This window comes from Methanococcoides seepicolus (genome assembly GCF_023684405.1).
Taxonomy (GTDB): domain Archaea; phylum Halobacteriota; class Methanosarcinia; order Methanosarcinales; family Methanosarcinaceae; genus Methanococcoides; species Methanococcoides seepicolus.
The window spans coordinates 1-13,122 of the sequence record NZ_JAGSOI010000001.1; the positions used below are offsets into that span (position 1 = coordinate 1).

Sequence of the window (13,122 nt, forward strand, 5' to 3'; positions counted from 1 at the left end):
ACTTCGAATGTCTTTAATGAAGTAGGAGTTGCACTTTCCGTACCATCGGATGCAGTGAATTGGAAGTTATGAGTATCAACTGGAAAACCTCCTACAGTGCGATAATAGTCCTTACCATCTGTAACATCCGTATCCCCCGTATTCACTTCAAACATTGAATAACTGGTACCATTAATAGATACATTGATAGGAGAAGGTAAGTCACCGTCATCATCCGTATAGGTGACAGTAAAATTGAAATCAGTAGAAGGAGTACCACTTGAAGGAGATACTGCATCAACAGACAATGTAGGAACAGTATTTCCTGAAGCCACTTCGAATGTCTTTAATGAAGTAGGAGTTGCACTTTCCGTACCATCGGATGCAGTGAATTGGAAGTTATGAGTATCAACTGGAAAACCTCCTACAGTGCGATAATAGTCCTTACCATCTGTAACATCCGTATCCCCCGTATTCACTTCAAACATTGAATAACTGGTACCATTAATAGATACATTGATAGGAGAAGGTAAGTCACCGTCATCATCCGTATAGGTGACAGTAAAATTGAAATCAGTAGAAGGAGTACCACTTGAAGGAGATACTGCATCAACAGACAATGCAGGAGCAGTCGCCATCGCCACCCCACAGCTCATTCCCAGAATGAGCAAGCTTATTAGCATAAATTTAAAATGTTTATTCATAGATAATTTCTCCAAATATTATATGATTATAAGTTATCAAATCTCCCCATATGTACATAACCTTTTCGATTTATCGAAACCTCGGACCCATCGCTCTTCTTTATAGATATTAAAGTGTCGTCAATAACTTCGCCTACAACATTTAAATAACAAACGGATTTGATATTGTCCAGCATTGAGGGGGAAACAGTGAACAACAGCTCAAAATCCCCGCCTGTGTAGAGTCCAAGTTCAAGGGCATCATTATTACCGACAAGGGCGATCACCTCATCGTCAATAGGAAGAGCTTCCCCGAATATTTTGAAACCGACACCATTGACCTCTGCCAGATCATATAATGACATGGCCAGACCATCGCTGGTATCCATCATGGAGGTGACACCACCGGTACTGGCAAGGGCCTGCCCTTCTTTTATACGTGGCACAGGTTCCAGTAAAGTATTCAGCAAATTATCGGTTACATCAAGCCCTTGCTGTAAGGCCAGCAGTGCAGCGCCGGCTGAACCGACATTTCCGGTAACACAGACAAGGTCCCCCGGTCTGGCACCACTTCTTCTCAAAAGCTGTTCCTTTTTCACCCTGCCAAGAGCGGTACCTGTGATGGTAAGTTCATCATGAAGGTCGATATCGCCGCCTATCACAGAAGTATCGCAAAAGCTTGCACAGGCATCCATGCCGCGTGCGATGTCCTCAGCGAATCCAAGTTCCATATCAGCCGTGATACCAAGGGCGGAAAGGAAACCCACAGGGGTTGCACCCATGGAAGCCACATCACTTAAGTTCACAGCAGCAGCCATCCAGCCTATCTGCCATGCACTCATGACCTCGGGAAAATCGGTCTTGCGATGCAACATATCGGTCGTTATCACCAGACAGTCCTCATCAGAGATATCTATAACAGCGCAATCATCCGAGCCTGCACCCTCCATAATAGCAGGGCTTTTCCTCGTAGAAAAAACAGAACACAGATGACCTATGAGCTCACGTTCGTTTATCCCGGATATCAGGTCTGACCTTTCCATAAGCTTATCCTACATTCTTAATATTTATTTGTAATGTCTAAAAGGAAGGATCATCTCCAGACCCTTCTCTTGACAAAAATAAGCATTATTCCCACAATACTTGCAAATATCACGATCGGGATAGCAACTCCGATGAACACGATGATACCATTGACACTGCCTATGAAACCACGTACTGAATCGGACAAGGCATCACGTAGTCCCCATGAATGCGTAATATTACGAGGCTCACTCACATCGACATTGATGGTCGCAAGATCGATCCTGTCATTAAGATAATTGAGTCTGCCAGTCAGACTTTCTATCTCACCACGCACACGTCCAAGTTCCTTCTCGACCGCAAGGACCTCTTCCACGGTCGTGGACATCTCAAGGATCTCCCCAAGACGAGTCTCCTGTTTCTCCAGATTGGAAAGGCGTGCATTCACATCGATATATTCCTCAGTAACATCAGAAGCAGTTGTGCTTTTGGAGGTCACTTTACCAAGGTCACCTATCGTCTCGAGCGCCTTGTCAAGTTCAGACGAAGGAACGCGTATAGTGATATAACCATACATACCCTCATCATCATATCGGGTATAAACAGAAGATGAAGACACATATCCATCGAACTCATCAGCGATATCGCTTATATTATCCAGCGCATCAGGAGTGTTCTTTACCTCAATGGAAACAGAAGATGTAGTAATTACCTTACGTGTAATACTGCTTTGAGATGATGCGCCGTTGTCAGCCAACTTATAAGAGGAGCCGCCATCAAAAGCAGATGTTTCTTCAAGATCATATATCATATCACTTTCAGGATAGACAGATTGCGGGCTGGAACTCTCATAGCCCGTGCAACCTGCTGCTATGACCGAAAGAGATAGCAGAATAAAAAGGAATAGATGTGTTCGTTTCATGGATACATTCCCCTTGACTTCATAAACAAAGAGACATCACGAACATATAAAGTTTTTACTTAAACTTCAGTTTGATTCGAAGTTAACCTTCTCATTACCCTTCTCTTTTGTACGTATCCACACATTATCGACAAATTCATGGGCACGCCCTGCAAGTTCCAGCATCTCATCGCGTGAAAAAGGCACAATATCCCTCATTTTCTCATCCATTGCGTTTGCAGGTATTCCCTGCTGAATTACATAGGTAGCACCCGACATGGACAGATATGGAGCTATCGAACTTGCGATCTTTGCAATATCATCCGGCTCGCCTATGAAGCCGCGTATCGCTGTGGTGCGAAGTTCATATTCCATACCTTTTTCAGTAATTATAGAGAGGCTTCTCCTGATATTTTGTACAACATCGGCAGGATCGGGAACAACAGAATATTCACCATACCCGATAGCCTTTCCGTACATATCAGGATCGTCAAGGGGGGCTTTTACATCAATGAAGAACTTGTCCACAAGGTCTAGATCCATCAATTCTTCCATAACATCGGGATAATAGCCATTCGTATGGATACCCACGAACAGCTTCTTTTTCTTTGCATAGGAAGCAAGATGCATAATTGCATTCTTCTGAGCCAGTGGTTCCCCACCGGAAAAGACAACACTGCTTACAAAAATAAGAGAGTTATCGATCTTTTCCTCAAGCTCCTTCACATCGACCATATCGGGAACTGTCAATATCTCATAGTTATGACAGTAAGGACACCTGAAAGGGCAGCCACGTAAAAAAAGAACGACTGACGCTTTTCCGTGCCAGTCAATAGTTGATATGGGGATGATCTCCCCAAAATTCACATTCATTTGATATCAAGCACCTTGGACTTCAGACCATATCGGCTGAGTTGTAACGCTTCCTGTCTTCCAGTTCCTGCTTCTTTGCAGCATTCCAGCCACTTACAGCCTGAATATAACCGGTGACCCTTGAAAGCTGCTCGATGTTATCGGAACCACAGTTCTCACAAACATCTTTCAGACCAGCCATCATATGGAAATCATCCATACAAACGCTCATATCCTTGGTAAAAGCGAAGTATCCCACCTGAGTGTTCTTCGCAATGTTCATAGCAAAATCTTTCAGACCCTTAGCGTCCGGTGAGCCTTCACCCATCCAGATATGCATGATATCCCCACCATCCACTATAGGGAAGAACACATGTTCGATATTGATCCTGTCGACCAGTGAAACATCAGCCCCTGGTGGCACATGAGTACCATTAGTGTAATAGATCGGCAGGTCGTGGGTGTTCTTTATACCTTCAACTGCTGCTTTTACATCACCCTTTACAACTGAGAGGACCTTGTCCCTGAACTCCTCATGAAGCAGATCGGAAACAGAGAACCTCTGACCAGTGGTCTCGGCAGGGGTCCTTGCAAGAGCGATCTCCATACCGTATTTCTTGGAAAGTTCCTTGCCGTATATATCCATCTCGGTCATTGCCCTGATAGCCAGCTTGAAAGCATCTCTGGATTCATGCATCTGTGAACCGGTGTGATATTGGACCATCTCATTGATACCGATAACACCAATGGTGAACACCAGCGAATCTATATCGACCGCAATCGCACCTTTCTTACCAGTAACAGGGTCCTTTGGCTGCTGTGTTGCGAATGGCATCCTGCCATTATCAATGATAGGCTTTAACCACTTGACCTTTGTCTGGAAAACTTCCATTGCCTCATCCATGAGATGTTTAAGATGAGAGAACAATTTCTCATCATCGTTCTCTGCCAGATATGCAGCTCTTGGACAGTTCAGTGAAATTACCTGCCAGGATCCCATTGAGAAATGTTTTCCCTCATTGAAGTACATTTTCTCATCGAATTCTGAATCTGAATCTGCGTTTGCTGAGAACTGGTAAGCACAGCACTGGTAACAGGAAATGCCTTCCCCAGCACCACGGTATTCAGGAAGCTGATTATCAAAGTAGGGAGTACCATACTTTGCGGTCAGTTCGAATGTCATGGTGTAAAGTTCATCATAGGTTGGAAGTTCCGGATTTGCACGGTTGAACATCTCATCCTCTTCCATGAAATCCGGTTCAATGGATATCTCAGGTTTCGGGAAGTTGAATGGTTTACCCCAGTAATCACCCTCGAGCATGACGTTCATCATTGCCTTGAAACCAAGCCTAACCTCACGTTCGTAGTCACCATAGACACGCTTGTCGGTACCATTGGTACCATCCCAGACACGACCCCTGTAAACAACAGGCTTGTCTCTCCACATCTTTGGAACACCTGGAGATAGCTGTACCGATGAGAACACAAGTTGTCCACCACGGGCAACCATCATCTGTGTCATCTCATAGATGAACATTTGCATTAGCTGTTCGATCTCCTTGTAGGGTTTGCCCTCGAAGAACGGAGCGCAAAAGGTCAGGAAATTGTAGAATCCCTGTCCGCCAGCGAAGTTGGTCTGGGCACTTCCCAGAGCCTTGACCGCGTGCAACATTGCGACCTCGGCCTTCATTGCCGGACCTGCAACACTTGCCTTTGCACCTGACCCATCGGGCATCAGACCATAGTAGAAGAAATACCTCAGGTCCCAATCCTGACAGAAAGCACGAGTACCAAAGTACTCAAGATCGTGAATGTGAAGATCACCATTGAGGTGGAGATCGGCTATCTTTGGAGGAAGCAATAGAAGATACTGCTCTTTGGAGATCTTGTCAGCTTTCTTTTTATGGGCGGTTTCCGCATTTTCCTGAAGGTTGGCGTTCTCATTGGCCTCAAAGCCTGAACCCTGGTCGATCTCACATGCATCGAAAACAGGTGAACCTACCCTTGTAGAGACATTACGCCATTCAAGATGACCACGTTCGAGCAGGATCAGGTTCACAAGTTCCCTGATAAGAGGACCAGAGAGGAACTTGATGTTCATGCCACGGATACGCTTTTCCGTTTCCTTTGCGATATCATGCGCCTCATCTTTCGAAATTGAAGAAATGTTATGATACCACTCACTAAGAGCGGTCTCTTTTAATAGTTGATTGACCACGATGTTGCGGTCCCAGTTCACCATATGACCATCGGTAGTACGAACCTTTGGCATGGTCGAAATGAAATGACCGTCAAGTGTCTGCTGCAAAGACTGTGGCTCGGTAAGTGGCATCATTGTAGCCTCTAATGACCCTTTACCCGGTACAGATCCTGCTGCACCGTTCTCAAATCCCTTATCGGGATCAACTATAGCTTTTGTATCCGATTGCACATGACCACATCCCTTATAAAATACTCTTCAGTGATCCAAGATCGACCCCATCACTGTTGAATAGCTCTTCATACGTAAGAAAGTCATCATCTATCTGTAATACCGGAGCCGTTACAGTGAAAACACCGTTTAAGCGTAGTTCTGTAAGGGACTCAGGAGTTGACATGTCCGCTTCAGTAAAAGCCACATTGTTGGACTTCAATACATTTTTCAATTGAACGCATTTCGGGCATGTTTCCGTTGTATAAATTATAATATCAGACATTGATCTTCCTTCCATTAGATTTTGATACGTAAGCGAGAGACCTTTCGCACCCATCCCCCATGAAGACATTAAATGATAAACGCCTTCAATAGCCCGCATATAATGCGGAAAAGGTCCCTACTTGAGCAAATTAGCATTATGGACCTCTCACTTAATAATGCTTTTTGCCCCCATGATTGGATACTAATACATCATACCTGGTAACAAAGCTGGTAATGGACGCAGGGATAACTCATCATTATAATGAGACAAATTGAGTATTGATTACCATGTTTGTTACCACATGAAATATCGAATAGATAACCATATTTGTTAAAGAGAAGTACACAACCTACATAACAGAACTAACATAAGAGAACATCCCTTTGCCAAAAGATGTATATCATAAATTCCACAATAGCATTTAATCCATATCGAGGTGAAGACAATAAAAGAACAGTTACCATCAAGCTGCAAGCCTCTAGATGAGCTCCTGGGAGGCGGTTTTGAAGCAGGGGTTGTTACTCAGATATTCGGAGAAGCAGGTAGCGGAAAGACCAATATTTGCCTGCAACTTGCCATCGAATGTGTTAAGAAAGGGAAAAAAGCAATATTCATCGATACTGAAGGCCTCTCTGCAGATCGATTCAAACAGATAGCCGGCGAGAACGCAAGAAAGATCGCCCAGGACATAATCATTTTTGAGCCCCATAGCTTCGAAGAGCAGTATTCTGCGGTCAGGGAAACCGAGAAGATAAGCACAGAGAACGTCGGGGTCATCATTGTTGACTCTGCAACAGCATATTATAGGTTCGAACTTGATGATGAGGATTCAAGCATAAGGACCAGAAGAGAGCTCTCAAATCAGATAGGATTCCTCCACAGTCTCGCACGAAAACGCGACATAGTGGTGGTCATAACCAATCAGGTCTATTCAGATATCAAATCAAATTCATTAAAACCAATAGGCGGCAGTAGTCTTGAGCATATCTCGAAAACAATAATTCAGCTTGAGAAGACCGGAACGGGAAGCCGCAGAGCAAAGATATGGAAACATCGCTCCCGCCCGGAAGGAACCACCTGCGAATTCACCATAACCGCAGATGGAGTCAGATAATATTCTCACAATCTGGCAATGGTGATATACCCGGTATGCCCGACCCTGGATGTTGAAGGACGTGTGCCACGATCTGAAAAGGACATTGCACGTTCGATACATTCGATCGTCCTCACCTCAAAGAAATCAGCCTCAGCTATTGCTTTTCTGATCTGTGCTGTCTGTTCCAGGAAAGGCGAATACGTGACAAGGAAACCACCGGGATTCAGTATCGAAGGAATATAAGGCACAATTGTCGCTGAATCGATGGTATCAAGCGTCACAATATCAAATTTCTCATCGAGTTCCTTAACTTCATCAACGATATTACCGCATCGCACTTCCACATTATCGAGACCTGCACGGCGTATATTTTCACGAGCAACCTCCGCGAAATCATCCCTTACCTCAAAACTGAGCACCCTTTTTGCAATAGAGCCCAGATACATGGCAAGAATACCGGAGCCTGTGCCGGCATCAAGTACAGTATCGTTCTTATTGAGACCGGTATAGCCCAATATCATACCAATATCCTTGGGCATGATAGGCGTTCCAGTACGTTTTGCATGCCTGAAGAAATCCGGCATCCTGGGAAGCTGGATGACAAATGTCTGGCCCATATGAGATTCCACCGTTTCCCCTTCTTTCTTTTCCAGCAACTCTGACATTTCTATCATGCCAAAATCCGAGTGGAACTTCTCATCAGATACCGATGTGATAAATTCTCTGATCTTACCCTTATGGCTGGTCTTTAACAGCACTATCTCGCCTAATTTCATTTTTTCGCACCTGATGTTCTCTTTTCCCGATCGCTCTGAAATCTTGCCAATGGCATTGTAACGATATCACGGGGAATGGAATGTTTGTTCATTGTAAGATCGGAAGTAATTATTTTATAATCACGTTGATAGGGATCAACAAGATCTGCCGCATATTGCACGCCTGCATCTGTCAGCACATATTCATACCGCTGCCTGAACCTGCCATCCTTCTCAAAATAACGCAGGTCCTCATCCACGACCCCCATAGCTACCAGCAACTGAATGTCCTCATAGACCTTGTTGCTGTAAAGGAAACCATATCTTGTGTGGAACTCATAGTCGAACAGGTATTTTAACCTGATGTCCTCTTTGAAAAATGCAACCTTCTTGTACAACCAGGTGATGTTCCTTATACGCGGGATAGAGACAAAACCATCGTGGACTTCCTCGAACATTTCATGAATAGCATAAAGAAGAAGGATCAAGCCCTCTATGGGAAGATACTGCTCCTCCCTGATGAAGCGAAGCAGTTTCGGCGAGAGGTCATCCACAATATTATGCATTACCACCTGGGCAGAAGAGAGTTCCGAGGTAATGGCAACATCGGGATGAGTGAAAACGGTCAATGACATCTGCCGGGATATAGCACGGACCAGACCGTTTGCCAGAGCAGACTCATCGTAGAAGAAATTCTCGCTCCCGCCAACCATCACCCTGGCACTTTTAGGGACCCCCGTTGCGATGCTCAGATCGACAAGCACATCCCCCAACCTCTTTTCCAGCTCCTTTTCGAACATCCTTGTAGCCTTGCCACTGCGTGCAATGGTCGAAAGTGCCATCCTTGTACCCGGAGATAGTGTCTTCTGATTGGACCGGGCAACCGGAACATAGATCTGCCCATCACGAATATCCTGCAACAGACCCCTTGCCACCTCACCCCCCTTCGCATTGATGAAATTCAGCAGATCCGCATCATTATAAGTAGTAAAGAAATCCGCAACCATGGTTCCAACGGCCTCATCCCCAAATAACTCCTTCTGCTGCTGAAGGGTCATCTCCAGCGCATAAAGGAGCATGACCCTGACAGCCTGAGTACGAGGATGATGAATGATCGCAGTGTAATGATGAGAACGCGCGATAAGCATCGATTCTGCCGCTGCCAGCGTAAGTTCCTCATCAAAACTGCCCGAACCCGGAGAACCGAACACAACATTATCATTCACAATGCACAGACTTTGCATTATCTGATCGACATCGATGAGTCCCAGGGATACCCCAGTATGGTAAGAATCGCGAAGTAGAAAATCGATACGATCGGCATCTATATCCCCTGACATCAACTGAGAAAGATAGGGCTTTTCAATGGATAGATCACCCGTAGCGATCTTTGACACCTCATTGAAGAACTCAAAGGGATCATACCCCAATTCATCACGAACATATCTCGCAATTATGTTGTCCTCAGGAATTACCTCTGATATGATATATTTTGTAAAAGCTTCATGATCAACAAAACAATTCTCACACATCTTTGGCTGTATCGCAGGATCCCTTTTCAATACACTTTCCACAGCATGTGAAAAAGCGGAATGACCTACATCGTGAAGAAGGCCTGCGAGCCTTAGTTTCATAATATCTTCATTGTCGAGTCCTACCGATCTGCCCAGAAGAGATGCCGTATGCATCGTTCCAAGACTATGTTCAAAACGGGAGTGGTTCGCACCCGGAAATACCACATCTGCAAGACCAAGCTGCTGAATGCCACGAAGTCTTTGAAGTTGAGGCGTACCGATAAGAAGCTGCTCCAATTCAGAGAGGATGATGGTCTTATGAACTGGATCATGAACTACCAGAGGTTTTGTCATCAGATATAATAGGTCAGCTGAGATATATAAATGAAGTGTGGTAAGGAACAGATAAGGTGAATAAACAGAAACCATTCAGAACGAACGTTCAAGCTTGAATACTTTTTTATTCGGAAACTTCGTTAAGGTCTTGAGTGATCCACATGAGAACAATAGACTGGAACGATGAATCCAAAAGTGTCGTGATGATCGATCAGACACTCCTGCCAGTAGAACTTAATGTTATTGAATGTAAGAACCTTGCATCCCTTTGTGAAGCCATAAGGTCCCTTCGGGTAAGAGGTGCTCCGGCACTTGCAGCCGCAGGAGGGTTTGGAATGGCACTTGCAGTCACACTTAGCAGTGCAGACACAATGGAAAAGTTGCTCAATGACTTGAAAGTCGCTGCTTCCACCCTTATAGCCACACGACCGACAGCAGTGAATCTCGCATGGGCCGTTAAAAGGGTCTTAAAGGCCACAGAAGATTCCTACGATCTTGAAAGCATCAAGGACATCGTTATCTTCGAGGCGATCAGGATAGCAGACGAAGATGTGGAGATAAACAAGGCCATAGGAAAGTATGGACAGAAGTTGCTGGATGACGGCGACACTGTGATGACACACTGCAATGCAGGAAGAATGGCCTGTGTTGATTGGGGAACTGCCCTTGGAGTAATTCGCTCGGCAGTTGAGAAAGGAAAGGAGATCAATGTCATAGCCTGCGAGACACGACCCCTGAACCAGGGCGGGCGCATCACCACTTGGGAACTTATGCAGGATAACATTCCGGTAAAGCTGATAACTGATTCCATGTCAGGGCATGTAATGAGGCATGGAATGGTCGATAAGATGATAGTGGGTGCCGACAGGATAACACAGGACGTTGTTTTCAATAAGATAGGAACTTACACCCATTCCATCGTAGCAAGGGAACATGAGATACCATTCTATGTTGCAGCACCGGTCTCGACCTTCGATCCTAATGGCTGGGAGGATACCGTGACAATAGAACAGAGAGATGCGGACGAGTTACGATATATTGGTGATGTCCAGATAGCACCTAAGAATGTGGATGTCTATAATCCGGCCTTTGATGCAACCCCCATGGAGAACATCACAGCACTTATTACTGAAAAGGGCATATTTGAACCACCTGTTCTTATTGATGAGATATTGGCGTAACGGGCACAAAGCTTAAAAATTTAAAGAACTAATTGAGGAACTATGACAGAAAAGAAGAAATCAAGTGGAAGTGGATTGATGTCATCTGCAGGTCTTATGACGTACTATGATGCGGATAAAAGAGCTATTCACGTACAACCAAGGACCGTATTCATCTTTGGCGCAATTAGCGGCATCGTGATCCTTGCACTTAGCGCAGGTTTTGGCCTCTGGCCCTAACCTGACAAGATCTTTTTTTGAATTCGTTCTTTTTTCATAATTACTAATTAGCTATCTTCAGATAGAGAGTTGAGACTATCGTATTTAAAAGAGCATAAATAATTTTCAACTAAATTTAAAGATTAAAAAAGGCAGTGTACCTGATCCGATGATCAGCCACCACGTGCTCCCTTGATGGCCTTTGCGATCTTTCTTGCGACCATGGTCTTAGCTTCATTGTTGTCCACAAGGATACGACCGCTTGATTCCCACCATGTACGGGGATACTTTTTATCAGCTTCCACTTCAGGGTTCAGGTTCAATTTCTCAGCTGCTGCCGTCAATTCCCTGAGTAGCGGAGCTTCGAGAGAGCTCTTTCTGGAGATTATCCTGCCACCTTTCCGCGATCGGGACTTGTCCAGGTTTGCAGGCCAAATGACCAGTTTGCCTTTTTCACGCATCATCATGCTGCATAGATTAGAACTCATATAATTTAAACTTGGTCAAGTGAGAGGTCTCAAAAATATAAAATAGATTCAGCGACCATACTAGTAAAATATTTGAAGAGGAGATACAAAATGGCTTTTTTTGGAACAAACGGAGTAAGAGGGATCGCTAACGAATATATCACACCACAGCTTGCGATAGATGTCGCAAAGAGCCTTGGGACATACATGGGTTCAAAGGGTACAGTCGTCGTTGGGAGAGATACCCGCAAATCAGGAGACATGCTAAAATCGGCTGCTATCGCCGGTGCGTTGTCCACAGGAGTTACTGTAATTGATATCGGAATAGCACCGATACCGGCCATCCAGTATTATGTAAGGGAGTATGCCGATGCAGGTATTGGCGTCACTGCATCACACAATCCAAGAGAGTACAACGGAATTAAACTGGTTGCCGGAGACGGAAGCGAGTTCTCAAGGGAAGGAGAGAGAGAGGTCGAAAAGATCTACATGTCAAAGGATTTCGCAGCAGCCAGCTGGGAAAGGACGGGCGACCTCTTCAAAGATACGAACGCAAATGAACAATATATCAATGCCATCATCAATTCCGTGGATGCGGAAAGCATACGTGAAAAGCGCTTCAAGGTAGTGGTGGATACCGGTTGCGGTGCCGGCTCTTTGACGTTGCCTTTCCTGCTTCAGAAACTTGGATGTGAGGTAATGGCACTCAACGCCCAGATAGACGGAACGTTCCCATGGCGCAATCCGGAACCTACCGAAGATGTCCTGACCGAGCTTTCCGATATTGTGAAAAGCAGGGGTGCGGACATGGGTGTTGCCCAGGATGGAGATGCGGATAGGGCAGTGTTCTTTGACGAGAACGGGAATTTCATCGATGAAGATGTCCTTTTGGCAATGATGGCGAAGTACATCCTCGAAGACAAGAAAGGAGACCTCGTCACGCCTGTCAGCTCATCACAGCGTATGCTGGATGTGGCAGAGGAGGCAGGAGTGAAACTTCACTGGACGGCTGTCGGTTCTATCAATGTCGCAAGAAAGATGATGGAAATAGGTGCGGCATTCGGAGGAGAAGGTAATGGAGGACTTATTTTCCCGGAACACCAATATTGTCGCGATGGAGCCATGGCATGTGCAAAACTTCTTGAAATAATGGCATCTGGCAGGAAACTTTCACACCTTGCAGAGAACGTACCGGTCTATTTCAATTCAAAGACAAAGGTTCATTGCAGTGACCTGGACCCCACGATGGAGAAAATAAAAGAAAGCGTTGTCGGAGGAGAACTGGAAGTAGATACAACCGATGGAGTAAAGATATGGCACCACGACGGCTGGGTGCTTATACGACCTTCTGGAACTGAACCTATTATAAGGATATTTGCAGAAGCAAAGACACTGGACAGAGCTGAAGCACTTATGGAAGAAGGTGTAAAGCTGGCAGAGAATTGCATGCAGAAATGAG

At 45.0% G+C, this 13,122-nt stretch carries 12 protein-coding genes and 1 pseudogene; 4 read left to right on the plus strand and 9 right to left on the minus strand.

Going from position 1 to position 13,122, the window contains the following annotated elements:
* The 6 genes and pseudogenes from KDK67_RS00005 to KDK67_RS00030 all read right to left on the minus strand — a co-directional run.
* A pseudogene (locus KDK67_RS00005) lies at window positions 1-635 on the minus strand (S-layer protein domain-containing protein); the annotation flags it as partial.
* A gap of 74 nt (window positions 636-709) precedes the next feature.
* Window positions 710-1,705 carry a thiamine-phosphate kinase gene (thiL, locus tag KDK67_RS00010; protein ID WP_250866793.1) on the minus strand — a complete coding sequence of 332 codons (996 nt, stop codon included), beginning with the start codon at window positions 1,703-1,705 and terminating at the stop codon, window positions 710-712.
* 50 nt (window positions 1,706-1,755) lie between these two features.
* Window positions 1,756-2,607: a DUF4349 domain-containing protein gene (locus KDK67_RS00015; RefSeq protein ID WP_250866794.1), complete on the minus strand. Its 852-nt coding sequence runs from the start codon at window positions 2,605-2,607 to the stop codon at window positions 1,756-1,758.
* Between the two features lie 66 nt (window positions 2,608-2,673).
* Window positions 2,674-3,459 carry an anaerobic ribonucleoside-triphosphate reductase activating protein gene (locus tag KDK67_RS00020; protein WP_250866795.1) on the minus strand — a complete coding sequence of 262 codons (786 nt, stop codon included), beginning with the start codon at window positions 3,457-3,459 and terminating at the stop codon, window positions 2,674-2,676.
* Window positions 3,460-3,481: 22 nt separating this feature from the next.
* Window positions 3,482-5,773 carry an anaerobic ribonucleoside-triphosphate reductase gene (gene nrdD / locus KDK67_RS00025; RefSeq protein ID WP_250866901.1) on the minus strand — a complete coding sequence of 764 codons (2,292 nt, stop codon included), beginning with the start codon at window positions 5,771-5,773 and terminating at the stop codon, window positions 3,482-3,484.
* Between the two features lie 109 nt (window positions 5,774-5,882).
* Window positions 5,883-6,134: a glutaredoxin family protein gene (locus KDK67_RS00030; protein WP_250866796.1), complete on the minus strand. Its 252-nt coding sequence runs from the start codon at window positions 6,132-6,134 to the stop codon at window positions 5,883-5,885.
* A 418-nt stretch (window positions 6,135-6,552) separates the two neighbouring features.
* Between KDK67_RS00030 and radB the strand changes: the two genes are divergently transcribed.
* Entirely contained in the window at window positions 6,553-7,230 is a 678-nt protein-coding gene (gene radB / locus KDK67_RS00035; RefSeq protein ID WP_250866797.1) for a DNA repair and recombination protein RadB, read from the plus strand.
* A 5-nt stretch (window positions 7,231-7,235) separates the two neighbouring features.
* On the opposite strand, the gene KDK67_RS00040 is transcribed toward radB, so the two are convergent.
* Complete coding sequence (locus tag KDK67_RS00040) at window positions 7,236-7,988, minus strand: tRNA (adenine-N1)-methyltransferase (protein ID WP_250866798.1); 753 nt, start codon at window positions 7,986-7,988, stop codon at window positions 7,236-7,238.
* Window positions 7,985-9,835 (minus strand): HD domain-containing protein, encoded by a 1,851-nt coding sequence (locus tag KDK67_RS00045; RefSeq protein WP_250866799.1) that lies wholly within the window; start codon window positions 9,833-9,835, stop codon window positions 7,985-7,987. The genes KDK67_RS00040 and KDK67_RS00045 overlap by 4 nt, the downstream gene beginning before the upstream one ends.
* 143 nt (window positions 9,836-9,978) lie before the next feature.
* On the opposite strand from KDK67_RS00045, the gene KDK67_RS00050 reads away from it, so the two are divergent.
* Together KDK67_RS00050 and KDK67_RS00055 are read left to right on the plus strand one after the other, a co-directional pair.
* The gene (locus tag KDK67_RS00050) at window positions 9,979-10,998 is read left to right on the plus strand and encodes an S-methyl-5-thioribose-1-phosphate isomerase (RefSeq protein ID WP_250866800.1); all 1,020 of its coding nucleotides are present in this window, start codon (window positions 9,979-9,981) and stop codon (window positions 10,996-10,998) included.
* A gap of 42 nt (window positions 10,999-11,040) precedes the next feature.
* The gene (locus KDK67_RS00055; RefSeq protein ID WP_250866801.1) at window positions 11,041-11,217 is read left to right on the plus strand and encodes a preprotein translocase subunit Sec61beta; all 177 of its coding nucleotides are present in this window, start codon (window positions 11,041-11,043) and stop codon (window positions 11,215-11,217) included.
* Window positions 11,218-11,369: 152 nt separating this feature from the next.
* On the opposite strand, the gene KDK67_RS00060 is transcribed toward KDK67_RS00055, so the two are convergent.
* Window positions 11,370-11,657: a signal recognition particle protein Srp19 gene (locus KDK67_RS00060; RefSeq protein WP_250866902.1), complete on the minus strand. Its 288-nt coding sequence runs from the start codon at window positions 11,655-11,657 to the stop codon at window positions 11,370-11,372.
* A 117-nt stretch (window positions 11,658-11,774) separates the two neighbouring features.
* Between KDK67_RS00060 and glmM the strand changes: the two genes are divergently transcribed.
* Complete coding sequence (gene glmM / locus KDK67_RS00065; RefSeq protein ID WP_250866802.1) at window positions 11,775-13,121, plus strand: phosphoglucosamine mutase; 1,347 nt, start codon at window positions 11,775-11,777, stop codon at window positions 13,119-13,121.
* The last annotated feature ends 1 nt before the right edge of the window (window position 13,122 follow it).